Below are 22,451 nucleotides of genomic sequence, written 5' to 3' on the forward strand. Positions count from 1 at the left end.
GCTCGCGGGGTTTCGAGGCTCGTCGCTAGCGCTCCTCACACCTCAACCGGCGAGGAGGCCCTGCGATGACCAAGGTGACTATTGCGACGATCGTCGCCGCCGCGTCGGGTTATCTGGTGCTGCTGCTGGCGGCGCGCGATCTCGGGGCCACCGGGTACGGCGTGTTCGCGGTGTTCTGGGCCGCGTACGGCATGGTCACCGGCACCCAGAACGGGCAGTTGCAGGAGACGGCGCGGGCGGTGTCGGCGGGCGCCGAGCACGGCGCCGGCGCGGGCAGGCCGCTGCGGGTGAACGCGCTCGTCGGACTCGGGCTGGCCGCCGCGGTGGCCGTCACCTCACCGCTGTGGGCGCCGCATCTGTTCCCCGAGCACACCTGGCTGTCGGTGGGGCTGCTGGTGGCCGGGGTCGCCGGTTTCGCGATCTACGCGCATCTGGCGGGGGTGCTGTCCGGGTCGGGACGCTGGCCGGTGTTCGCGGCGCTGCTGTGCGTCGACGCGCTGATCCGGCTCGGCGCGGCGGTGGTCGCGACCCTCACGCGGTGGGGGCTGCCCGCGTTCCTGGTGATCACCGTGCTGGGTACGTTGTCGTGGATCCTCGTCTGCTGCTGTTCAGTGGCGGCCCGGGAGGCGCTGGGACTCGCCGGTGATGTGGCGAACCGGACGCTGACCGTCAACACGCTCACCGCGATGGCCGCCGCTGCGGCTGCGGCCGTACTGGTGATGGGTTTTCCGGTGCTCATCAACCTGACCCGGCACGACGGCGACGCCGCGGACGTGCGGGGCGCGATCATCCTCGCCGTCACCTTGACCCGGGCGCCGCTGCTGGTGCCGCTGAACAGCTTTCAGGGGGTGCTGATCACCCGGTTCGTCGCCGCGCACGGACAGCTGGGGCGGGCGCTGGCCGTTCCGGTGGCGGCGCTCACGGGTGTCGCCGTGGCCGGGGCGGGCCTGGCGTGGGTGATCGGGCCGTGGCTGCTGACCTCGGTGTTCGGCGCCGGCTTCGAGCTGAGCGGGACCGCCCTGGCCGGCTTCACCCTCGGCGCCGGATCGCTCGCGGTGCTCACGGTGACGGGGGCCGCCGCGCTGTCGGCGCACCTGCACCGCTGGTACGCGGGTGGCTGGTGGGCGGCCACCGCGGCGTCGATCCTGTTGCTGACCATCCCGGCCGGGCAGGTCACCCGGGTGACGCTCGCGCTGGTCGTCGGCCCCCTCATCGGGGTGGCCGTGCATGTGGCCGGGCTGCTGCAGCTGCGCGGGGTCAGCGGTGGCGCACCGCCCGCAGCCGGGCCAGAGCGTGATGCAGACGTGAGGTGAGGTGCAGTTTCGCGGCCCGCTCGGCCCGCGGCCAGCCGAGCGCCGCATAGCGTCGCGCCTCGGCGGCGAAGAAGTCCGATTCCTCGGTGAACCGGTCACCGTCGACGGCCAGCACCGAACTCACCGACGCCGCGTGCCGCCGGTAGGAGAACACCACCCGCGGGTCGTAGACGAGCGCTCCCCCTGCGACCGTCAGGTCGAGCAGTAACGCGAGATCGAGCACCACGTCGAGTCCCTCGCGGAAGCCCGACTCGCCCACCTCGCGGACCGACTCCGTGCGCCACAGCAGCGACGGGAAGTACGTCCAGTTGCCGTGCAGCAGGCTCACCGCCAGGTCCTGCCCCGACAGCACCACCGCCTCGCGCGGGGCCAGCCGGCGCTTGATGCGGTCGCCGAGTGGTCGCACCACCGCACCGGTGTCGTCGATGATCTGCACGCCCGGCGCGATCACCGCCGCCCGTGGATAGGTGGCGGCCAGTTCCACCACCCGGGCCAGGTAGCCGGGTCCCATCGCGTCGTCGCAACCCATCACGACGAAGTAGTCGGCGGTGACGAGTTCGACGCAGCGCCGGAAGTTGGCGTTGACACCCAGGTTGGTCTCATTGCGCAGGTAGACGACCCGCTCGTCCGCGAGGGACTCGGCCCAGCGGCGCGGTGCGTCGTCGGGGTGGCAGTCGTCGACGATGGTGATCCGGAAGTTGCGGTGCGTCTGGTACAGAACGCTGAGCACGGCCTGCCGGAACTGCGTGAAGTCGCCGTAGAACGGCATCATGACGTCGACCAGCACCCGACCAACACTAGTGGGTCGGTGACCGTGGCGCGGCTCCGGGCGCGCGAGTACGGGCGTGGTGCCGCCGGGTACCGCGCGGTAGGGGCTAAGGTCGAGGACATGGTCGACGGCGCCTCACAGACCCCGAGGCCCGCGACAGAGGACGGCAATTGCGGCAAGCCCGGCGGAGTCCCCGGCAGCCCCCGTGTCCCCGGGATTCCCAACCCGGAGGTATGGCTGATCGTGCCCGTGTACAACGAGGCGCCCGTGATCCGTGACGTCGTCGTCAACGCCTCACACACCTTCGGCCACATCGTGTGCGTCGACGACGGCAGCAGCGACGGCTCGGTCGCTCAGATCAAGGCGGCGCAGCAGGTGGCGCCCGGGGTGCGGATCGTGCGCCACCCCATCAACCTCGGACAGGGGGCGGCCATCCAGACCGGTGTCGAGTACGCGCGGGAGCAACCCGGCGCACGCTACTTCGTCACCTTCGACGCCGACGGCCAGCATCAGGTGCCCGACGTCGAGGCGATGATCGGCAGGCTGCGCACCGAACCCGTCGACATCGTCATCGGTACCCGGTTCGGCGGCGAGCAGAGCCGGTCGGTTCCGTTGCTACGCCGGATCGTGTTGCGCAGCATCGTATTTCTCAGCCTCCGGAACCGCAGGCTGGGACTGACCGACGCGCACAACGGGTTACGTGCCTTCAACCGGACCGTCGCCGACAAGCTCGACCTGCTGATGAACGGGATGAGTCACGCCTCCGAGTTCGTCGGGCTGATCGACCGGCACAAGTGGCGGGTCGCCGAACAACCCGTCACCATCCTGTACACCGAATACTCACGCGCCAAAGGACAATCGCTGTTCAACGGCGTCAACATCCTGGCCGACGGCCTGCTGCACGCACGGCTGAGGAGGTAACCCGATGCTCGTCATCCAGATCGTGCTGATCGCCGCCGCGGCGGGCCTCGTCTGGTTCTTCGTCACCAACCGCGGCAACGCGCGGGCGTCGGCGGGGTTCAAACTGCTGTTCGTGGCGTTCGTGGCGTTCGGGGTGTACGCGATGATCCGCCCCGACGACCTGACCGTCATCGCCGGCTGGGTCGACGTGGGCCGCGGCACCGACCTCATGCTGTACTGCCTGGTCATCGTGTTCGCGTTCACCACCGTCGCCAGCTACCTGCGATTCCGGGAGCTGGAGATCCGGTTCGCGCGGCTCGCCCGGGCGGTCGCGCTGCAGAACGCCGAGGCCGACGAACGGAACGATCACCCGGCCGCGTGACCCACACACCCAACCCCTCGCTGGTTGAGGTGTGAGGAGCGCAAGCGACGAGCCTCGAAACCCGGTCACCGGACACTGTCACCTCACGAGGCTTCGAGGCTCGGTCGCTGGGCGACCTCACACCTCAACCAGCGAGGGGCGGTGGATCAGGGAGTGCCGGCGAGTGACCGGAGATACGCGGCGACGTCGTCGTGGTCCGGCAGCAGGCCGGAGGCGGCGGCATCGGCCAATGACGGTGCGGCCGTGTCCTTGTCGGACAGAGAGTACGTCAGCGGGGTGCCGTCACGGGCGGTGGTGGGCCAGTCGATACCCAGGGCCGGATCGAGGGGGTTGATGCCGTGTTCGGCCGACGGGTCATACCCGGTAGAACACAGGTAGGTGACGGTGGAACCGTCTGCCAGCGCACAGAATCCATGCCCGAGACCCTCCGACAGGTACACCGCCCGGCGATCGACGTCATCGAGCAGCACCGTGTCGTACTGACCGAAAGTCGGTGAGCCGACCCGGATGTCGACGATGACGTCGAGGATCGCCCCCGACGGACAGGTGACGTACTTGGCCTGGCCGGGCGGGACGTCGGCGAAGTGGATGCCGCGCAGCACCCCGGCCGCCGACACCGACAGGTTGACCTGGGCGAGGTCGAAGCGGTGCCCGATCATCTCCGACAACAGGTCGGCCTTGAACGCCTCGGTGAACAGTCCCCGCGAATCACCGTGCAGCACAGGGGTGATCTCCCACGCCCCGGCGATGGCCAGCGGCCGTACCCGCATCAGAATCCCTTTCCGCGCTCGAGGATCTCGAGCAGATAGTCACCGTAACCGGACTTGCGCAGCGGCCGTGCCCGGGCGCGCAGCTCGTCGTCGTCGATGAAGCCGCTGCGCCAGGCGATCTCCTCGGGCACAGCGATTTTCAGTCCCTGTCGCTGTTCGACGGTGCGCACGAAGTTGCCGGCGTCGAGCATCGAGTCGAAGGTTCCGGTGTCGAGCCAGGCGGTGCCACGGGGCAGCACCTTGACGGCCAGTTTGCCCCGTTCCAGATAGTGCGAGTTGACGTCGGTGATCTCGTATTCGCCTCGCGCACTGGGTTTCAGGCCACGCGCGATCTCGACCACCTCGTTGTCGTAGAAGTACAGGCCCGGCACCGCGTAGTCCGACTTGGGTTGTGCCGGTTTCTCCTCCAGCGAGCGCGCCACCCCGTGCTCGTCGAAATCGACCACCCCGTAGGCGCCCGGATCGGCCACCCGGTACGCGAAGATCGCACCGCCGTCGATGTTCTCGAAACCCCGCAACCGGCTGCCCAGGCCCGGCCCGTAGAAGATGTTGTCGCCCAGGATCAGTGCCACCGAGTCGTCGCCGATGTGGTCGGCACCCAGGAGGAACGCCTGCGCCAGACCGTCGGGCGAGGGCTGCGCCACGTACGACAGGGAGATGCCGAACTGTTCGCCGGTGCCGAGCAGGTGCCGGAAGGCCGGGGCGTCGTGCGGGGTGGTGATGATCAGGATGTCGCGGATCCCGGCCAGCATCAGTGTCGACAGCGGGTAGTAGATCATCGGCTTGTCGTAGACGGGGATGAGTTGCTTGCTCACCCCCTGCGTGATCGGGTGCAGCCTCGATCCTGTTCCGCCTGCCAGAATGATTCCGCGCACGAGGGCCAGCGTAGGGCATGCGGCGCCGCGTCATCGGTAGCCTGGGTGCTCGGACGGACGAACGAGAGGGTCAGGATGCGGGTTTTGGTGACGGGCGGGGCTGGTTTCATCGGCGGCAACTTCGTGCTGCGCACGCTCGCGACCCGCCCCGACGCCGAGATCACCGTGATCGACAAGTTCACCTATGCCGCCAATCCGGCCGCCCTCGACTCCGTCGGCGACCGGGTCGAACTGGTCAAGGCCGACGTCGCCGACGCCGGTGTGGTGGACGAGCTGGTGGGCAAGACCGACCTGGTGGTGCATTTCGCCGCCGACACCCACAACGACAACTCCCTCAGCGACCCGGCGCCGTTCGTGCACAGCAACCTGATCGGCACGTACACGCTGCTCGAAGCGGTGCGCAGGCACGGGGTGCGCTTTCACCACATCTCCACCGACGAGGTGTACGGCGATCTCGAACTCGACGACCCGGCCCGGTTCACCGAGACCACCCCCTACAACCCGTCGAGCCCGTACTCGGCCACCAAGGCCGGCAGCGACATGCTGGTGCGGGCATGGGTGCGGTCGTTCGGGGTCGCGGCCACCATCTCCAACTGCTCCAACAACTACGGGCCGTACCAACACGTCGAGAAGTTCATCCCGCGACAGATCACCAACGTGCTGTCGGGGGTGCGGCCCCGGCTGTACGGGGACGGCCGCAACGTGCGCGACTGGATCCACGTCGACGACCACAACGACGCCGTGTGGACGATCATCGACCGCGGGCAGATCGGCGAGACCTACCTGATCGGCGCCGACGGCGAGGTGGACAACCGGACCGTCGTCGAAACGGTGCTGGACCTGCTCGGACAGCCGGCAAACGCGTTCGATTTCGTCACCGAGCGGCCCGGCCACGACCGGCGCTACGCGATCGACTCCACCCGGCTGCGCACCGAACTCGGCTGGTCGCCGCAGTACGTCGACTTCCGGTCCGGGCTGGCCGCCACCATCGACTGGTACCGCGCCAACCCCGGCTGGTGGGAGGCGAGCAAGGTGGCGGCGGAGGCCAGGTACGCGGCCACCGAACAGGTCCTGTGACGGTGACGTCATGCGCTGATCTCGGCGGACCCTTCGTGCCCCTCCCTCCTTCGTCGCATCGGCCTCAGGGATCAAGCAGGTTCACCAGCCGGGCCGCTTCGGCCTCCCGGTCGCGACCGCGGAATCAGTCGAGGGGAACGATCTGGTCGAGGAAGTCGACCTGGTCGGCGATCACGGCCTCGAAGGCGTCGCCGACGTAGATGTCGAAGTGGCCCTCGTCGTAGCGTTTGAGCGTGACCTTCGGGGCGGCCTCGGCGGCCTTGATCGTCGGTCCGGCCGGGGCCACCGTGTCGCGGTCGCAGGCGCAGACCAGCGTCGGCGCGTGGGCCTTGCGCATGGCGCGGGCCGGGGACAGCAGCGGGATGACCAGGCCGATGCGGGCGGCGACGGCGTCGGTGAAGTCGAGGCCGTCGGGCACCAGCGCCAGGTAGCCGTCCATCACGTCGGGGGCGGTCATCAGCGCGGTTGATCCGGGGTGCGCGGCCAGCGGCACCCGCACCGGGCCACGGCGCACGACGGCCGCGGCCAGGTCGGCGAGTGCCAACGCGGTCACCTTCGCCGCGACCAGCGGCTCCATCGCCAGCGCCGACGCCACGCCGCTGGTGAACGGGCACTGCGCGATCACCGCCGCCACCCGCTCGCGGGCACCGACAGCCAGCACGTGACCGCCGCCGAAGGAGGTGCCCCACAGCACCACCCGGGAGCCGTCGACCTGCGGCAGCGACCGGGCGAAGGCGATCGCCGACGACCAGTCCTCACGCTGGCGGCGCACCGACAGCAGGCCGCGCGGCAGTCCGGCGCTGCTGCCGAAATGGCGGTAGTCGAAGACGAGGCAGGCGTATCCGGCGTCGGCGAACCGTTCGGCGAAGGCGTCAAGACGCATCTCGCGGACCCCGCCGAGGCCGTGGGCCATCACGATGATCGGCGGGCGGTTTCCGGTGTCCGGCTCGTACAGCCAGGCGCGGCACGGGACACCGCCGGAGGCGAACTCGACATCCGAACGCCTCATCAATGTCCCTCCCACCGACCGTCACAACCGAAATCACAGTCTATGCCCTGCCCGTTTTCAGACATGCGCCCTAGTGTGGGGACCATGCGAGTACTAGTGAGTGGCGGAGCCGGCTACATCGGCTCCCACACCGTCGTCCAGCTCGTCGAGGCCGGACACGACGTGGTGGTGGTCGACGATTTCAGCAACTCCAAGCCGACTGTTGTCGGCCGGTTGGAGGCGCTGACCGGCACGACGATCCCGGTGCACGGCTTCAACCTCACCGACCTGGACAAGACCGAACAGTTCTTCGCCGCCGAACCGATCGACGCGGTGATCCACTTCGCCGGGTTCAAGGCTGTCGGTGAGTCGGTGGCCAAACCGCTCGACTACTACCAGAACAACCTCGACTCGACGTTCGCGCTGCTGCGGGCGATGGGCGCGCACGGGGTGCGGCGGCTGGTGTTCTCGTCGTCGGCAACGGTGTACGGGGCCGACCCCGTGCTGCCGATGACCGAGGAACTGCCCACGTCGGCGACCAATCCGTACGGCTGGACCAAGGTGATGATCGAGCAGGTGCTGCGCGATGTGGCCGCCTCCGACGACAGCTGGCGTATCGCCGCTCTGCGCTACTTCAACCCGGTGGGTGCCCACCCGAGCGGCACCATCGGCGAGGATCCCAGCGGCATCCCCAACAACCTGATGCCATTCGTCGCGCAGGTGGCGGTGGGCCGCCGCGACAAGTTGTCGGTGTTCGGCGACGACTACGACACCCCCGACGGCACCGGGGTGCGCGACTACATCCACGTCGACGACCTCGCGGCCGGGCACATCGCCGCCCTCGACCGCATCTCTGCGGGTGATAACCCGTTCTCGGTGTGGAATCTCGGTACCGGACAAGGTGTTTCAGTGCTGGAGGTGATCGCGGCGTTCGAAAAGGCCAGTGGGCGGCCGATTCCGTACAAGATCGCCCCGCGCCGGGCCGGTGACATCGCCGCCTCCTACGCCGACCCGACCCAGGCCAACGGGGAGTTGGGCTGGGCGGCAACCAAAACCATCGACGACATGTGCGCCGACACCTGGCGCTGGCAGTCGGCCAACCCCGACGGCTACCCCGACGCCTGACGCCACCCTTTCCGAGCCCCCACCTCAACCGGCGAAGGGAGAGGCGAGCCTTCAGACACGTCCCCGGAGGACGTCGGCGTCGACCTTGTAGACGGTGGCGTCGCCCCGGCGGAAGACCTCGGTCAGGCCGGGTGGGGTCTGGCGGCGCAACGCCAGGAACGGGTCGCCCTTACGGCCCGGCCGGGGGACGCCGTTCTGGAAATTCCAGTAGCTCGGCGGGCTGTCGATGACGTAGCGGATGTGCATGTCGCGGACGAGTTGGTCGACGTGCGGGTCGCGGCCGATGTTCGGGGTGCCCCAGTACACCTGACGCTGCCGGGGTGACCACTCGTTGGCCCGGTAGAACGGGAACAGCGGTGTGAGCCCGGTGACCGGGTAGATCCAGCCGGTGCCCTGATCGAGGTTGTTCAGGATCAGCGACCCACGGGCGCCCGGCTGCCGGGCCAGCCAGTGGTAGGCGGCGAGGTCGTCGGGGCCGATACGTTTGGCGGTGCGCTGGCGGGCGGCGGTGCGCGAGTTGTCGTGATAGCCACCCACCGCGGCCCCGGCGACCACGGCCAGGACGAGCGCCATCGCCGCGGGTACGGCCAGGCGCAGCCGCACCGACACCGTCCCCCGGCGCCGCCACCACCCCGCCACCCACAGCGCCGCCGCCCCCACGCAGACGCCGGCCGCGACGGCCGAGAACATCGCTGCGACGAACGTGAGCCGGTGCCCGGAGTTGTAGAAGTAGCCACCGAAGGCGCTGAGCACACCGTCGAGCGGGCCGAGCGCGACCACCGAGTTGGCGGTGACCAGCACGAACAGCACCCACGCGGCCAGCGGTGCCCAGCATCGCCACCATGCGAGCAGCACCAGCCCGAGCAGTGCGGGGATCACCAGGTACCACAGCGGATACCGGTGCCCGAGCGGTGCGGTGCCGTTGAACAGCGCCTCCCCCAGCGCCTTCCACACAGTCGCATCGTCGACGCGGGAGTCGAATCCGGACAGTTCGTTGTTCTCGGCGATCTTGGTGGTGCCGTAGATGACGGGGGCGATCAGCACGAGCGCGCCGACGCCGGTGACCGCGAGCGCGCCGAGTGCCCGGAGCCTGCTGCCGGCTTCGAGGAGCCACCACAGCCCGACGATCACGGCGAACAGCACCAGCCCCGACGGGTGGGTCGCGGTGACCCCGGAGACGGCCAGGGCGGCAGCGGCGATGCGCCGCCGGTCGCGGGTGGCGCTGATCGCCGACGATGCCGCGTTCGGGAAGTTGCGCCTGTTGCCGGCCGCGGATATCGCCAGGACCGCCGCGATCGGGGCCATCGACACACCCACCGCGTTGGGCACCGAGGTGGTGGCGACCTCGACATACGGCAACGACGGGAACAGCGAGGACACCGCCGCGGCGATGCCGGCGACCTGTGCCGACGGCGTCGGGGCGAGGCGGTGCCGGGCACACCAGTAGGCCAGCGAGGCCACCCCGAACGGCACCGTGATCGCGAGAGCGGCCGGTGAATACGTGTTGTATAGCTCGACGGGATCGGCGCCGGTGACCGGCATCAGGATCGCGCCGAGCGCGTGCCAGGTGTCGGGGTAGTAGTTGAAGCCGTGGCTGTCGACGTTCATCAGCTCACCCATACGCAACGACGACGCCACCCCCGTCTCGTGGATGAAGCGCAGTGAACTCGCATGCCACAACGCGTCCCACACCTGGGTGATGTTGCCGAGTCCGGCGAAGCGGGCGTTGACGATCGGCCGGACGCAGGTGATGACCACGGTCACCGCGGCCAGGCCGATACCCGCGGCGAGCGCGAGCAGACCGGACCGGTCGGGGCCGGTCTCAGGGTCGTCCGATGGTGCGGGCGGCCGCGTACGACGGGCGATCAACCGCGTGCCCAGCAGGCACACGGCCGGGGTGAGCGCCAGCGCCACGAGTGCGGTGGGCAGATTCCACGGGATGTCGACGAACCCGTACAGGACCGACCAGAGCCCGACGACGGCGAGGGTGATCGGTGGTCCCGCGGCGATGGCCACCGGCCACGGCAGGTACAGAACCCTGCCGGTGAGGGCCCCCGGCACCACCAGCGCCACAGCTGTGACCACAGTGACCCACGCCGCCAACAACATCCGCGCCTCCTCGGTAGCCTCTCCGGCTACCGCAGGCTACTCCGCGGGCGTGGCGATATCGGTGACCCGCGGCCCGGCCGGGTGGAGGCGATGGGCCGCGATCACGACGACGAGGCAGGTCAGCGCGGCCGCCACCCCGACACCGAACATCATCGGATAGGTCACCGCCGGCCACGTCTCGGAGATGAACGCCAGCAGCATCGGCATCGCGAAGCCGAGATAGGTGGCCGAGTAGAACACCGCGGTCAGACCGGCCAGGTTGTCGGCGCTCGCCAGCCGCTGCACCTCCAGCAACCCGGACAGAACGGCCATGCCGTAGCCGCAGCCCAGCACGGCCGCGGCGACCAGCGAGACCCAGATCGTCAGCGTCTGCGCGGTGAGCACCGACAGCCCCATCCCGGCGGCCACCAGGATCAGCGCGATTCCCGCACCCCGGACGGTGCCGGGCCGGTCGATGCGGCGCCCGATGATCTGGATACCGAAGCCGACGCCCAGCCCGAGCAGGCAGCACAGACCGGCGAACGCGATCGGGGCGCTGGAGGTCTTGTCGGTCATCAGCGACGGGATGATCGCGTACGCGGTGGCGCAGGCGCCGAACACCCACGGCGCGACGGGCAGCACGATGAACAGGAACCGGGGATGGGCCAGGCCGGCGATCTTGAGGTCGTCGACGAGGCTGCCCGCACCGGCGGTGCGTTCGCGGGTCTCGGGTGCGCGCGGCAGCAGCACCAGCGCGATCAGCGACAGCGCGATGTTGACCGCGTACGCCAGCACGTGCGGCCAGGGCGCCCACTGCGCGAGCACCGCGGCCAGACCCGCACCGAGACCGAATCCGGCGGTCAGGCTCATCGCGGCGCGGGTGGCGGCCCGGTTGGCGGCGCCCGCACGCCGGCTGATCTCGGCGATCCAACTGCCGCCGACCGCCATCGACAGGCCGAGCGCGACACCGCTGAACACCCGGCCCAGCGACATCAGCAGCAGCGATTCGGAACCAAGCGCCAGCAGCAGCGAGCCGAGCGCGGCGAAGATCGGCGCCGGGAACATCAGCGGACGGCGGCCGAGCCGGTCCGACAGCGGGCCGCCGATCAGCAGCGCCGGGACGATGCCGAGCACATAGGTGAACAGCAGACCGTCGACGGCGACGTCGGACAGCGCGCCGTTCTCGCGGTACATGACCAGCAGCGGGGTGAACTCGTTGCCGCCCCACGCCGACGCGAACACGGCCAGCGACACCGGGATCCAGCGGCCCGTCGCCGACGCCGTGCCGCCCGGGATCGTCCGGGCCTCCGTGGACGCACTCACCGCTGTTCTCCTTCTGATGGCCGGGTGCCGATGCCTGTGCCGACGCCGTGGACCGCGAGCAGGTGCCGGTCGAGCGCGGCGACGAACTCGGCGGCGTCGGCGTCGGCGATCGCGGCGATCAGTTCGTGGTGGTCGTCGAGGATGCGCTGGTGGGTGCCCGCGCGGCGGTGGACGCTGGCGGTGGTCATCCGACGGTGCCGCTCCCCGAGGCTCGTGTAGAAGCCCGACAGCAGCCGGTTGCGGCCGGCGGCGGCGATGAGCTGATGGAACTCGGCGTCGACCTTGGCGAAGGCCGCGACGTCGGCGGGGTCGATGCCGCGCTGGTCGTCGAGGTTGGCGCGCAGCGCGGTGACCAGGGCGTCGACGGCCGCCCGGTCACCGGCGATGGACCGCACCGCGTGACCTTCGAGCAGGATGCGGGCCTCGACCACCTCGGCGGCCTCGTCGTCGGCGATGGGCAGTACCAGGGCGCCCCGCTTGGGGTAGAGCTTCATCCAGCCCTCGGATTCGAGGCGCAGGAACGCCTCACGGACCGGGGTGCGGCTGACGTGATACTGCCCCGCGATCTCGCCCTCGCTGATCAGCTCACCACCGGAGATCCGGTTGGACAGGATCGATTCCTTGACCTCGTGGTAGACCCGTCCGGCGGCCGACAGGGCCTCAACTGACTTAGACACAACTTGTATCTTAGATGACGGCACGGCGGGTTTGCCACCGTGAATGCCGGGAGGCCTTCACACCGGACCTGCGGGAAGTGCGATAATCACACCCGCCACGCGATGCGCATCACATGCGCGAGCGCCGACCACGCGAGCTCACCCCGCTCGAACGCACACGCGAGGCGCGGCAATGCGAGAAGTCCGCAGCACAGCCGTCATCGCGCACTGACAGACTCGCCCCCGGGCCCAACCAGGGGCGAGAACAGAAAGTCCGGCCGCCTGCCGGACCTTGAGGGAGGACCACCGTGACCAGCACGGCCAGCAACAACTCTGCATCCGGCACCACCGGCACCCCCGGACAGCCGACGATCGCCGAACTGCCCATCACCGACGACGAGATCTTCCTCGCACACGTCGGGGGCAAACTGTCCGTCGAACTGCGGTCGCCGATCGACACCCAGCGCGACCTGTCCATCGCCTACACGCCCGGCGTCGCACAGGTCTCGCGCGCCATCGCCGCCGAGACCGAACTCGTCAACAAATACACCTGGACCGAACGCCTCGTGGCCGTCGTCAGCGACGGCTCGGCGGTGCTGGGCCTCGGCGACATCGGCCCGCGCGCCTCGCTGCCGGTGATGGAGGGCAAATCGGCCCTGTTCCGCTCGTTCGCCGGCCTCAACTCGATCCCGATCGTCCTCGACACCAAGGATCCCGACGAGATCGTCGAGACCCTGATCCGGCTGCGCCCGAGCTTCGGCGCCGTCAACCTCGAGGACATCTCCGCGCCGCGCTGCTTCGAGATCGAACGCCGCGTCATCGAGGCCCTCGACTGCCCCGTCATGCACGACGACCAGCACGGCACCGCCATCGTGACGCTGGCCGCGCTGCGCGGCGCCGTCCAGGTGCTCGGCCGCGACATCCGCGAGCAGAAGGTCGTCATCTCCGGCGCGGGCGCCGCGGGTGTGGCCTGCGCCAACATCCTGCTCGCCGCCGGTGTCACCGACATCGTCGTCCTCGACTCCAAGGGCATCGTCAGCCTGCACCGCAAGGACCTCAACGAGTTCAAGGAAGAACTCGCCGAGCGCACCAACCCGCGCGCCCTGCAGGGCGGTGCCGCCGAGGCCCTCGCCGGCGCCGACGTGTTCATCGGCGTGTCCGCGGGCACCATCGCCGAGGAACTCATCGCCTCGATGGCCAAGGACCCGATCATCTTCGCCATGTCCAACCCGGACCCGGAGATCCGTCCCGAGGTGGCCGCCAAGTACGCCTCGATCGTCGCGACCGGTCGCAGCGACTTCCCCAACCAGATCAACAACGTGCTGGCCTTCCCGGGAGTGTTCGCCGGGGCGCTCGACGCCGGCGCCAAGCGGATCACCGAGCGGATGAAGATCGCCGCCGCCGACGCCATCCTGTCGGTGGTCGCCGACGACCTGCGGCCCGACCAGATCGTGCCCAGCGCCCTCGACCGCCGGGTGGCGCCCGCGGTGGCCGCGGCCGTCGCCGAGGCGGCCCGCGCCGAAGGCATCGTCTGAGTTTCTTCACGGAAGAAGAATCCGCCCCGGAGCAGGGCGCCGATGCGTATCCGCAGCGGCGCGCCCGCCCGGGGCGGTCCTTGTTCGGTGGGTCAGCCGAGTCCGAGTTCCGTGGCGATCTCGCTGATCGCCTGCGCCAGCTCGACGTCGAGTTCGGTGAGCGCGCCCACGCTGTGCGTGAGCAACGCCAGATGCACCGTCGAATACCGCAGGTCGATGTCGGGATGGTGGTTGAGTTCCTCGGCGGCGTCGATGATGCGCGCCACGAACTCCCCTCCCTTCACCATGTTCGACGTCGTGTAGTCGGCGACGAGCACACCGTCGGCGACCTGCCACGGCCCGGGAACGGACCGCGCGGCCTCGGATTCGGAAATCGGTAAAGCAGACATGGCCCCAGGGTGCCTGAACACCCCCGACCGGCGAAAGAGCGCCACGCGGTCCCGTTTTTGATTCGGCGCCACCAGTCGCTACACTCGTACCCGCTGCCCAACGCAGCACGCCGCCTTAGCTCAGTCGGTAGAGCGATTCACTCGTAATGAATAGGTCAGGGGTTCGATTCCCCTAGGCGGCTCCAAAAAGAGCAGGTCAGAGCTGGTTTTGGCTCTACACTGCCTCCCTGTGGTCACCGCCACCGGTTTGGTGGTGGTGTGATGTCGGTACTTCACTCGCTGTCGTCGTCGGTGTCCGGTGTCAGTACGCGTTTGATGGCGATATCCATACGTCCGGCGATGTCGTCGAAGGTGTCCGGGAACAGGCCGGCGTAATGCCGCAGCGTGGTCGATGCGTCCTGGTGGCCGAGCATGCGTGAGACCGCGACAACGGATGCAGAGGATTCGATCGCCAAGCTTGCTGTTGCGACGAACCCCGAGTTCGATCAAGCGGATTGTCGCTGCACGCTGCCGATCTACGTCAGCGCCTCGCTTTGCGGCGGGTCAGTCGCGGGTAGACACGCAACACGAAGGTCATCGCCAACGCGATGACCGGATTGCTCGGGTTGATGTATTCACGGACGGAGTCGATACGCCCATCCTGGATATGCGCAATCCAGCAATATCCGTCGATGACGATCGTCCGACCGGCGATGGTCGCCTCACGCTCGTATTCGAGCAGCACCTGGTCGGCGTTTGCGAACGAATTCGTGATCCGAACCTTGCGCCCGCCGCCGGTGCCCTCACCATCCCCTGAGACGGTGAGGGCACCGATGACTTGCTCTCGACCACGCCAGGTGTAGCCGATGGGAACGAGGGTGAATTCGCAATCTTCGGTGATCAGCTCACCGAATTGTTGAAAATTCTGATCCGCTACCGCATTCAGATATTTCTTGACAACACCATCGAAAGCGTCAACATCCGACATTTCTCATCTCCTCTACTCGACCAATGGACAAAACACATACAGATCGTGGGCAGATCTCTCGCGCCCACACGCAATAACCTACGCTCACCGGAAACGAAAATTCTACCGTATTACTCGAACCGGCACATTACTCCACCCTGCCAGATTCTGCATATTCACTCGCCGACATGCGTCCCAATCAACTTCGTACCGCGGCATGTAATCGAGGAGTCGCTCCAATGCGATGACACTTTCCATCCGCGCCAGGGCCGCACCAAGGCACGTGTGAATCCCGACTCCGAACCCCAGATTCTGCGCCCGCACGCGTTCACGGTCTATGTCGAAGACGTCGGGGTCGCACCACACATCGGGATCACGGTTGGCTGCGCCTATCAGGACGAACACCGGTTTACCGGCCGGAATCGTCACGCCGTGCAGAGTCACGTCTTTGGTACTGCGCCGTACGTTGTACTGCGTCGGTGGCTCGAAGCGGAGAACCTCTTCCACTGCTGCGGGTATCTTGCTGCGGTCGGCCTGCAGCTTCTCCCACTGCTCAGGGTGCTGCGCGAACAGCACCGCCATACTCGCCACGAGGCGGGTGACAGTTACCGCGCCCGCACCACCCAAGACCAGGGCGAACTGAGCAATCTCCGTATTGTCCAGACCGGTCAATTCACCGTTCTCACGCCGCACCCGGGCGGACACGAGGTCACTGATCATGTCGTTGCGCGGACACGCTCGTCGCTCCTTCACGACCTGGTAGTAGACGACCACCATCTGCAGCGCGGCCTGTAGCCCCGCCTCCGAGATCTTCACCTCACCGGGATCACGATGAAGGAACTCATCGAGCCAGAGCCTGATCTGACCTCGGCGCTCTTCCGGAACACCCAGCATCGTGGTGATTACCTCGATCGGAAACAGCGCCGAGAAGTCCTGAACGACATCGAAATTCGCGGGGTCGGCGGCACCGAGATGACGATCGATCAAGTCGGTGACCAACGGCTTCAGTTCACCGATCGCCCGCGGCGTGAATACCTTGTTGACCAAGCCTCGCATGTTTCGATGCTCGGGCGGATCCATGACGATGATCGATTTATGCATCGGCGGCTGCCCGGACTGTATCGAACCGAGATCCACACCGTCCGCAGATGAATACGTCTCGAAGTTCTTATGCCCATCGGCGACGTCGGCGTGTCGACTCAGCGCATAGAAGTCATATTTTTCGCTGTAGTAGACCGGCGCCTCCTCGCGCATCCTTCGATACGTTTCATAAGCACCATTGAAGTAGTCATCCGAGAACGGGTCGAACTCCAGTTTATCCTTCAGCATGAAAGATCCCTTTCCTCCGCGAGTCGCAAGAATTCCGGCTCGGCTTCAGGACGTCTCGGCAAAGTACTTCTGAGTCGCGTGATCGATCGCCTGCTGGTGCTTCTGCGCGAGATCATCGCGCACCGCTGCCGCACGTGCGGCAGCATCCAGGGTGGGCTGTGCCTGACCCTGGAAGTGCGGAACCACTTCGGCTGCAAATAGTTCGGCCGAACGCTTCGTGGCCGCCGGATTTGCCCATTCATGAGCCATCTGCAGCATGCAGCCGAAGCCCCCGGATTGATCCCACAACCGCTGAACTTGTTCGCGCGCACGTTCCGGAGTACCTATCACACCGGCACCAAGGTCATTGATGATCGTGATCATCTCATCGATCTCCTGCCCCGGCATGGTCAGATGGGGGAACGCTGCCACCTTCTGGAAGTACCGGAACCAGGATTCGATGCCGTACCTGACCTCCTCACGAGCCTGCTTCTCGGTCTCCGCAATGTGGAACGGGCCCGCCAACGCCCAGTTCTTACGGTCGATCTGAGTGTTGAACGCCGCCGCCTGCTCTTCCGCAATGCCCCAGTGGTAGGAGAGTGCGCTGAAGCTGTCGATCGTCAACGTCGAGCCGATCGAGATGAGTCCGATACCGTGCTTGCCGGCCAACCGGGCGCCGGTGGGCGAGGAGACCGCCGCGACCGCGAGAGGCATACCGCCGTCGGTGTACGGGGCAAGCTGCAGCCGCGCGTCGACCAGCTCGTGAGTGCGGGTCTTGGCGCTCACGGTCTCCCCGTTGAGAAGTCGGACCACGATGTCCAGGTTTGTCTCCAGCAGTTCACGCGTATCCTGCTGCGTCAGACCGATCATTCCGGCGTCAGTCGGCAACGAGCCCGGCCCGAATCCGCCGATGACCCGTCCGCGGGTCAGGTGATCGAGCAACACCAGTCGGTCGGCCACCCACAGAGGATTGTGGTACGAGAGTGAGATCACTCCCGTGGCAAACCGGATGTTCTTCGTCCGCTCGGCCGCTGCGGCGATGAACACCTCTGGTGAGCTGAGGATCTCGCTACCCGCCGAATGATGCTCGCCGAGCCAGACCTCGTCGTAGCCCAATGCATCGATGTGTTCGATGAAGTCCAGATCACTGTGCAACGCAAGGGTCGGGTTTGTACCTGCCCGGTGGAACGGTGCGACAAAGTATCCAAAACGGAGACGCGACATAGTTTTTCCTCTTGTTGTAGGTTGTGTTCTTTTGACACATCGGATGATGTTCAGCCACTGACCGACGGTTGGCTCAGCTCTCGACCGACCTGGCCAGGCGGATTCAGTGAATCCAGATAACCTGCACTCATTCACTTCTCAGGTCGACGGGACGTTGATCGTCTGCGCATGATCGCCGTTCATCGGTGCCATCACCTCGTCCCGGTAGCGACGCATTCCCGCCTCAAGGTCGGTGAAGAACATTCCGGCGGGCACCAGGATCCGGTCAACCCCAAGTTCTCGGTAGCCTTCCAGCTCTGCGGCCGCGTTCTTTCCGATGAGCGTGGAGGTCACCGTCACCTCGATGTCATCCATGTCGCGGTCCGAGACCGCCGCAGCGTTCCGGGTTTCCGCCAGAAGCCGCCGTAGCGTACCGGCATCTCGCGTCATCGGCAGGTAACCGTCACCCAGCCTCCCGGCTCGACGCGCGGCCGCGACCGAATCACCGCCGATGTGAATCGGAACGGAGTTCTGATGGGGTGCAGGTCGCATAATGCAGTCGTCGAAATCGATGTGGCGACCGTGATAGGTCGCCGCGTTCCCCGACCATAGAGCACGCATCACGCCGATGTACTCGTCGGTGCGGGGCCCCCGCCCGTCGAACGGCACACCGAGAGCCTCGAACTCCTCACGCATCCAACCCAACCCGATCCCCAAATCCACACGGCCACCGCTCAAGTGGTCGAGTGTAGCGACCTGTTTCGCCAGCACAACAGGATTCATCAACGGCGCGATGACGGCGCCCGTGGCGAGGCGAATCCGGTCGGTCACCGCAGCCACATAGCCAAGCCAGATAAGCGGGTCTGGAATCGGCATCTCGTCCCCGCCCGGCATGCGTCCGTTCGCCGTATACGGACATGGTGACGAGTAGCCCGAAGGGATCACGACATGCTGACTGGCCCAAAGAGACTCGAACCCCAGATCCTCGGCAGCCTTCGCGAGTCCCAGAGCGGACTCCGGGTCGCCCATCTGTCCGGTGTTCGCGAACAGAATTCCAAACTTCATGATTCCCCTGCCGTCATATACCTTGGTCGCCATCGACTGAGTTCGCCTGAAACTCGCTGTCGCAACTGCTCATCGGTCGCTCCCGGCGCGCTCCGCCATGCCGGATCCGACCGGTGGGAGATCTGACAAGATCACGTGCGCGTTTGTCCCGCTCAATCCGAATGACGACACTCCGGCTCGGCGTGGACCTGTCGCGTCGGACCATACCTGTGCCTGGGTCAGCAGACTCACCGCACCGGTCTCCCAGTCCACGTGTCTGCTAGGGCGGTCGACATGCAGGGTCGCCGGCAGCACGCCGTGGCGCATAGCCTCGAGCATTTTGATGACGCCGGCCACACCCGACGCCGCCTGGGTGTGTCCGATGTTCGACTTCACCGATCCCAACCGCAATGGGCGGTCCGCCGGGCGGCCCTGACCGTAAGTGGCTAGCAACGCCTGCGCCTCAACCGGATCTCCCAATGTCGTGCCGGTGCCATGGGCCTCGACGACATCGACGTCTTTCGGTTCGAGTCCCGCATCAGCCAGCGCGGCACGGATGACATTCTGCTGCGCCGGACCGTTCGGTGCCGTGATGCCGTTGCTCGCGCCATCTTGATTGACCGCCGAACCGGCGACCATTGCGAGGACCGGATGGCCGAGTCGGACCGCGTCCGAAAGCCTCTCCAGCACAATAACACCGACTCCTTCAGAGAATCCGGTACCGTCCGCGGCATCAGCGAAGGCCTTGCATCGACCGTCAACGGAGAGCCCTCGTTTTCGTGCGAAACCGATGAACAATCCGGGCGTGGCCATGATCGTCGCTCCACATGCCAAAGCCATCGAACATTCCCCCGAACGCAACGACTGCACCGCCAGATGCATTGCCACCAGCGATGACGAGCACGCGGTATCAATCGTCAACGCCGGACCCGACAAGCCTAGCGAATAGGCTATCCGCCCGGAGCCAAGGCTCAAGGTCGTGCTCTCACCCAGGTATGCCTCGGCTTCCGGTGGCGCATCATTGATCATCCGGGCTGCGTAATCCGCATAGGTGATGCCCGCGTATACGCCGGTATCACTCCCCTGCAGCGACGACGGATCGATACCCGCACGTTCCAACGCCTCCCACGTCACCTCGAGCAACATCCGTTGCTGAGGATCCATCGCCAACGCCTCGCGGGGACTGATTCGGAAGAAGTCGGCGTCGAAATCGGCTACTCCGGTGAGGAATCCGCCCGCACGGGCATACGTGGTCCCGGCATGGTCGGGATCCGGATGAAATAGATCCGACAGATTCCACCCACGATCCTCCGGAAAGTCGCCAAGGACATCGAGCCCACCGTCGACGACGTCCCATAGCGCGTCCGGGGAATCAATACCACCTGGGTACCGACAACTCGCACCGACGATGACCACCGGATCATCGTCGCTGCGGACGGCCGTGGCCGCCCCATTCGTAGCGGCCGCGGCCGACGAGGGCATGGCTGCTGCCGCCATGTGACGAGCGAGCTGCCGAGGTGTCGGATGATCGAAGACCGCCGTCACGGACACACGCAGATCCATCGCACGCTGTAGTCGATTACGAAACTCCACCGCGCTCAGGGAATCGAATCCGAGGTCGGTGAAGGCGAGATCCACTCCGATCCTGTCCGATCCCACCCCCAGCACGGCACAGGCATGCTCGACGATGACATCGAGCATGTGCTGTTCCCACTCGGCTGCGGTGCGTTCGACGTCCCGCGTTGCCGGTGCCGCGACCTCTCGGCGCCGCTCCGTCCGCAGTGATATCCCCAGGTCTCGCGCGATCGCGGGCACCATGCCGGTGGTAGCGAGCCCGGCCACATCGATCTGAGCCGGCACCACGAGCGAGCTCGCGGTCGGCAGCACCAGGTCGAACAGGCGCATGCCGTCGTCACCCGCCAACGGCACCATGCCATTTCGACTCAGGCGAATGATGTCACGGTCAGCAAGGTGCCCGGTCATCCCACTGGGCTGTGCCCATTGACCCCACGCCATCGACACCGCAGGCAATCCTTCGAATCGCCGACGCTGCGCAAGCGCATCCAGGAACACATTTGCCGCCGCATAGTTCGCCTGGCCGTACGAGCCGACTACACCCGCGATCGACGAGAACAGCACAAATGCCGCGAGATCGCTTGAGCGCGTCAGCTCGTGCAGATTCCATGCAGCGTCGACCTTCGCCCGCATGACATTGTCCAGCGATTCCTCGGTCACCTCACCGAATACCGCGTCGTCGAGGACTCCGGCCGCGTGAACCACGGCGGTCAACGGGTGTGCCGGAGAGATCCGGGCGAGTTCGTGTGTCAGCGCGTCACGATCCGCTGCATCGCACGCGGCGACGGTGACGGTGGCGCCCAGCGCATCCAGCTCTGCGGCGACTTCTGGAGCCGGCGCTTGCCCCCGGCGCCCGATGAGGAGGAGGTTCCGGACACCGACGTCGACCACCAGGTGCCGGGCCAACAGTGTCCCGATCATGCCGGTTCCACCGGTGATCAGCACGGTTCCCGCCAGGTCGATGGCACGCGGAACGGTGAGCACGAGCTTACCGACATGCCTCGCCTGTGCCATGAACCGATATGCCTCGGGTGCCGCGCGCATGTCCCAGGCGTGAACTGGAAGCGGACGCACCGCACCCGAGTCGAACAGTTCGACGATCGCATGGAGCATCTGTCGCAATCGGTCCTGGCCAACCGTCGTCAGGTCGAACGATCGGTAGCGGACGCCCGGATGGTCAACTGCTACCTGTGCCTCATCACGCAGGTCCGCCTTGCCCATCTCGATGAATATGCCGCCAGGCGCGGTCACCCGGAGGGATGCATCCACCAGGTCCCCGGTGAGGGAGTTGACCACCACGTCGGCTCCGGTGGCACCGAACTGTTTTCGGCATCGGTGTTCGAAGTCGGCCGTTCGTGACGACCCGATATGCGTGTCATCGAAGCCCAGTTCCCGTAGGTTCTCCCATTTGGCGGGACTTGCGGTGGCAAAGACCTCCAGACCCCAATGACGGGCCAGCGCGACCGCCGCCATACCGACGCCACCGGTCGCCGCATGCACGAGAACTCGCATGCCTGTCCGCACCTGCGCAACGTCGACCAATGCGTAGTACGCCGTGAGGAATGCCGCAGGAATGGCTGCGGCCTGCGCGAAGGTCAACCCGTCTGGAATCGGTGCGAGCGTACGGTGATCGGTCACGATGACCGGTCCGGCACCGGCGAACAGACCCATCACCCGGTCACCCGGTACGAGGTCGTCGACATCCGCGCCCACCTCGAGCACGACACCCGCGCCTTCGGCACCCACCGCCGCCTGTCCGTCGGGGTAGGTACCCAGCGCTATCAGCACATCCCGGAAGTTCACGCCGGTGGCGCGCACACCCAACCGGACCTCACGCGGACCGAGTTCCTCGCTTCCGTTCGAGGTCGCCCGCAAGGACAGCCCTGTCGCATCCAGCGTCCCTGTGCCAAGACTCGTGAGACTCCAGTTGGTTCCGGCGGCGGGAAGGTCAAGACATGATGCACCTTGTCCGCGCACGAGCCGTGGCACGACGACAAAGTCGTCACGCAGGGCCAACTGCGGCTCGCCGGCCATCTGTGCCGCAGAGACAGCCACGTCGACCTGTCCCCAATCAGCGACGTCCACCAGCACTATCCGATCGGGGTTCTCCATCTGCGCAGTCCGCAACAAACCCCAGACCGGTGCGTCATACAGATCGACGACATCCTCGTCACGGGTCGCCACC

At 66.8% G+C, this 22,451-nt stretch carries 19 protein-coding genes, 1 tRNA gene and 2 pseudogenes; 7 read left to right on the forward strand and 15 right to left on the reverse strand.

The window, feature by feature from the left end; genetic code table 11:
• Nucleotides 1-65 precede the first annotated feature (65 nt).
• Complete coding sequence (locus tag GOAMR_RS00165) at nucleotides 66-1,313, forward strand: polysaccharide biosynthesis protein (protein ID WP_005180987.1); 1,248 nt, start codon at nucleotides 66-68, stop codon at nucleotides 1,311-1,313.
• Here GOAMR_RS00165 and GOAMR_RS00170 read toward each other — a convergent pair.
• Entirely contained in the window at nucleotides 1,258-2,100 is an 843-nt protein-coding gene (locus GOAMR_RS00170) for a glycosyltransferase family 2 protein (protein WP_005180989.1), read from the reverse strand. The two genes, GOAMR_RS00165 and GOAMR_RS00170, sit on opposite strands and share 56 nt — an antisense overlap.
• A gap of 102 nt (nucleotides 2,101-2,202) precedes the next feature.
• Here GOAMR_RS00170 and ppgS point away from each other — a divergent pair, with 102 nt between their 5' ends.
• Together ppgS and GOAMR_RS00180 are read left to right on the forward strand one after the other, a co-directional pair.
• A complete protein-coding gene (gene ppgS, locus GOAMR_RS00175) occupies nucleotides 2,203-3,003 on the forward strand; it encodes a polyprenyl-phospho-N-acetylgalactosaminyl synthase PpgS (RefSeq protein WP_005180992.1) in 801 nt (266 codons plus the stop codon).
• Nucleotides 3,004-3,007: 4 nt separating this feature from the next.
• Complete coding sequence (locus GOAMR_RS00180; RefSeq protein WP_005180993.1) at nucleotides 3,008-3,364, forward strand: DUF2304 domain-containing protein; 357 nt, start codon at nucleotides 3,008-3,010, stop codon at nucleotides 3,362-3,364.
• 146 nt (nucleotides 3,365-3,510) lie between these two features.
• Here GOAMR_RS00180 and GOAMR_RS00185 read toward each other — a convergent pair whose 3' ends face one another.
• Both GOAMR_RS00185 and rfbA read right to left on the reverse strand, forming a co-directional pair.
• On the reverse strand, nucleotides 3,511-4,134 hold the full coding sequence (locus tag GOAMR_RS00185) for a dTDP-4-dehydrorhamnose 3,5-epimerase family protein (protein ID WP_005180996.1): 624 nt from the start codon (nucleotides 4,132-4,134) through the stop codon (nucleotides 3,511-3,513).
• Nucleotides 4,134-5,009, reverse strand: a complete 876-nt coding sequence (gene rfbA, locus GOAMR_RS00190) for a glucose-1-phosphate thymidylyltransferase RfbA (RefSeq protein ID WP_005180998.1) — start codon at nucleotides 5,007-5,009, stop codon at nucleotides 4,134-4,136. Before rfbA ends, GOAMR_RS00185 begins: the two co-directional genes overlap by 1 nt.
• Before the next feature lie 75 nt (nucleotides 5,010-5,084).
• Between rfbA and rfbB the strand changes: the two genes are divergently transcribed.
• A complete protein-coding gene (gene rfbB, locus GOAMR_RS00195) occupies nucleotides 5,085-6,086 on the forward strand; it encodes a dTDP-glucose 4,6-dehydratase (protein ID WP_040513923.1) in 1,002 nt (333 codons plus the stop codon).
• A gap of 124 nt (nucleotides 6,087-6,210) precedes the next feature.
• Here the strand turns inward: rfbB and GOAMR_RS00200 are convergent, their stop codons facing one another.
• Nucleotides 6,211-7,095, reverse strand: a complete 885-nt coding sequence (locus tag GOAMR_RS00200) for an alpha/beta hydrolase (RefSeq protein WP_005181001.1) — start codon at nucleotides 7,093-7,095, stop codon at nucleotides 6,211-6,213.
• An 84-nt stretch (nucleotides 7,096-7,179) separates the two neighbouring features.
• On the opposite strand from GOAMR_RS00200, the gene galE reads away from it, so the two are divergent.
• On the forward strand, nucleotides 7,180-8,199 hold the full coding sequence (gene galE, locus GOAMR_RS00205) for a UDP-glucose 4-epimerase GalE (protein ID WP_040513924.1): 1,020 nt from the start codon (nucleotides 7,180-7,182) through the stop codon (nucleotides 8,197-8,199).
• A gap of 51 nt (nucleotides 8,200-8,250) precedes the next feature.
• Here galE and GOAMR_RS00210 read toward each other — a convergent pair whose 3' ends face one another.
• Genes GOAMR_RS00210 through GOAMR_RS00220 form a run of 3 tightly spaced genes read right to left on the reverse strand, consistent with a single transcriptional unit; the run spans nucleotide 8,251 to nucleotide 12,287 of the window.
• Nucleotides 8,251-10,308, reverse strand: coding sequence for a DUF6541 family protein (locus GOAMR_RS00210; RefSeq protein ID WP_005181004.1), 2,058 nt, complete (start codon nucleotides 10,306-10,308; stop codon nucleotides 8,251-8,253).
• Nucleotides 10,309-10,344: 36 nt separating this feature from the next.
• Nucleotides 10,345-11,610 carry an MFS transporter gene (locus GOAMR_RS00215; protein WP_005181006.1) on the reverse strand — a complete coding sequence of 422 codons (1,266 nt, stop codon included), beginning with the start codon at nucleotides 11,608-11,610 and terminating at the stop codon, nucleotides 10,345-10,347.
• On the reverse strand, nucleotides 11,607-12,287 hold the full coding sequence (locus tag GOAMR_RS00220; protein WP_005181015.1) for a GntR family transcriptional regulator: 681 nt from the start codon (nucleotides 12,285-12,287) through the stop codon (nucleotides 11,607-11,609). Before GOAMR_RS00220 ends, GOAMR_RS00215 begins: the two co-directional genes overlap by 4 nt.
• Nucleotides 12,288-12,574: 287 nt before the next feature.
• Here GOAMR_RS00220 and GOAMR_RS00225 point away from each other — a divergent pair, with 287 nt between their 5' ends.
• Complete coding sequence (locus GOAMR_RS00225) at nucleotides 12,575-13,801, forward strand: NAD(P)-dependent malic enzyme (protein WP_005181017.1); 1,227 nt, start codon at nucleotides 12,575-12,577, stop codon at nucleotides 13,799-13,801.
• Nucleotides 13,802-13,893: 92 nt separating this feature from the next.
• Here GOAMR_RS00225 and GOAMR_RS00230 read toward each other — a convergent pair whose 3' ends face one another.
• Nucleotides 13,894-14,190, reverse strand: a complete 297-nt coding sequence (locus tag GOAMR_RS00230; protein WP_005181020.1) for a 4a-hydroxytetrahydrobiopterin dehydratase — start codon at nucleotides 14,188-14,190, stop codon at nucleotides 13,894-13,896.
• A gap of 109 nt (nucleotides 14,191-14,299) precedes the next feature.
• Between GOAMR_RS00230 and GOAMR_RS00235 the strand changes: the two genes are divergently transcribed.
• Nucleotides 14,300-14,375 (forward strand) — tRNA-Thr (locus tag GOAMR_RS00235).
• An 87-nt stretch (nucleotides 14,376-14,462) separates the two neighbouring features.
• Here the strand turns inward: GOAMR_RS00235 and GOAMR_RS24590 are convergent.
• The 7 genes and pseudogenes from GOAMR_RS24590 to GOAMR_RS25955 form a co-directional block, all read right to left on the reverse strand.
• Complete coding sequence (locus tag GOAMR_RS24590) at nucleotides 14,463-14,603, reverse strand: hypothetical protein (protein WP_211599596.1); 141 nt, start codon at nucleotides 14,601-14,603, stop codon at nucleotides 14,463-14,465.
• A gap of 107 nt (nucleotides 14,604-14,710) precedes the next feature.
• Nucleotides 14,711-15,157: a nuclear transport factor 2 family protein gene (locus tag GOAMR_RS00240; protein ID WP_005181023.1), complete on the reverse strand. Its 447-nt coding sequence runs from the start codon at nucleotides 15,155-15,157 to the stop codon at nucleotides 14,711-14,713.
• Nucleotides 15,158-15,259: 102 nt separating this feature from the next.
• Nucleotides 15,260-16,465, reverse strand: a complete 1,206-nt coding sequence (locus GOAMR_RS00245) for a cytochrome P450 (protein ID WP_005181025.1) — start codon at nucleotides 16,463-16,465, stop codon at nucleotides 15,260-15,262.
• Nucleotides 16,466-16,510: 45 nt separating this feature from the next.
• Nucleotides 16,511-17,668, reverse strand: a complete 1,158-nt coding sequence (locus GOAMR_RS00250) for an LLM class flavin-dependent oxidoreductase (RefSeq protein WP_005181027.1) — start codon at nucleotides 17,666-17,668, stop codon at nucleotides 16,511-16,513.
• Between the two features lie 138 nt (nucleotides 17,669-17,806).
• On the reverse strand, nucleotides 17,807-18,745 hold the full coding sequence (locus GOAMR_RS00255) for an LLM class F420-dependent oxidoreductase (protein ID WP_005181029.1): 939 nt from the start codon (nucleotides 18,743-18,745) through the stop codon (nucleotides 17,807-17,809).
• 54 nt (nucleotides 18,746-18,799) lie between these two features.
• Nucleotides 18,800-21,280: pseudogene (locus tag GOAMR_RS00260) on the reverse strand (type I polyketide synthase); the annotation flags it as partial.
• Nucleotides 21,257-22,450, reverse strand: a pseudogene (locus GOAMR_RS25955) (SpnB-like Rossmann fold domain-containing protein); the annotation flags it as partial. The pseudogenes GOAMR_RS00260 and GOAMR_RS25955, both read right to left, overlap by 24 nt.
• Nucleotide 22,451 lies beyond the last annotated feature (1 nt).

This window comes from Gordonia amarae NBRC 15530, assembly GCF_000241345.1.
In the GTDB taxonomy this organism is placed as follows: domain Bacteria; phylum Actinomycetota; class Actinomycetes; order Mycobacteriales; family Mycobacteriaceae; genus Gordonia; species Gordonia amarae.

What these genes read in the sequence shown, in the direction of transcription:
- GOAMR_RS00250 (WP_005181027.1), bottom strand. Translation starts at nt 17,668, where the DNA reads ATGTCGCGTCTCCGTTTTGGATACTTTGTCGCACCGTTCCACCGGGCA.
- GOAMR_RS24590 (WP_211599596.1), bottom strand. Translation starts at nt 14,603, where the DNA reads ATGCTCGGCCACCAGGACGCATCGACCACGCTGCGGCATTACGCCGGC.
- GOAMR_RS00180 (WP_005180993.1), top strand. Translation starts at nt 3,008, where the DNA reads ATGCTCGTCATCCAGATCGTGCTGATCGCCGCCGCGGCGGGCCTCGTC.
- GOAMR_RS00210 (WP_005181004.1), bottom strand. Translation starts at nt 10,308, where the DNA reads ATGTTGTTGGCGGCGTGGGTCACTGTGGTCACAGCTGTGGCGCTGGTG.
- GOAMR_RS00185 (WP_005180996.1), bottom strand. Translation starts at nt 4,134, where the DNA reads ATGCGGGTACGGCCGCTGGCCATCGCCGGGGCGTGGGAGATCACCCCT.
- rfbB (WP_040513923.1), top strand. Translation starts at nt 5,085, where the DNA reads ATGCGGGTTTTGGTGACGGGCGGGGCTGGTTTCATCGGCGGCAACTTC.
- GOAMR_RS00200 (WP_005181001.1), bottom strand. Translation starts at nt 7,095, where the DNA reads ATGAGGCGTTCGGATGTCGAGTTCGCCTCCGGCGGTGTCCCGTGCCGC.
- galE (WP_040513924.1), top strand. Translation starts at nt 7,180, where the DNA reads ATGCGAGTACTAGTGAGTGGCGGAGCCGGCTACATCGGCTCCCACACC.
- GOAMR_RS00255 (WP_005181029.1), bottom strand. Translation starts at nt 18,745, where the DNA reads ATGGCGACCAAGGTATATGACGGCAGGGGAATCATGAAGTTTGGAATT.
- ppgS (WP_005180992.1), top strand. Translation starts at nt 2,203, where the DNA reads ATGGTCGACGGCGCCTCACAGACCCCGAGGCCCGCGACAGAGGACGGC.
- GOAMR_RS00245 (WP_005181025.1), bottom strand. Translation starts at nt 16,465, where the DNA reads ATGCTGAAGGATAAACTGGAGTTCGACCCGTTCTCGGATGACTACTTC.
- GOAMR_RS00230 (WP_005181020.1), bottom strand. Translation starts at nt 14,190, where the DNA reads ATGTCTGCTTTACCGATTTCCGAATCCGAGGCCGCGCGGTCCGTTCCC.
- GOAMR_RS00240 (WP_005181023.1), bottom strand. Translation starts at nt 15,157, where the DNA reads ATGTCGGATGTTGACGCTTTCGATGGTGTTGTCAAGAAATATCTGAAT.
- GOAMR_RS00165 (WP_005180987.1), top strand. Translation starts at nt 66, where the DNA reads ATGACCAAGGTGACTATTGCGACGATCGTCGCCGCCGCGTCGGGTTAT.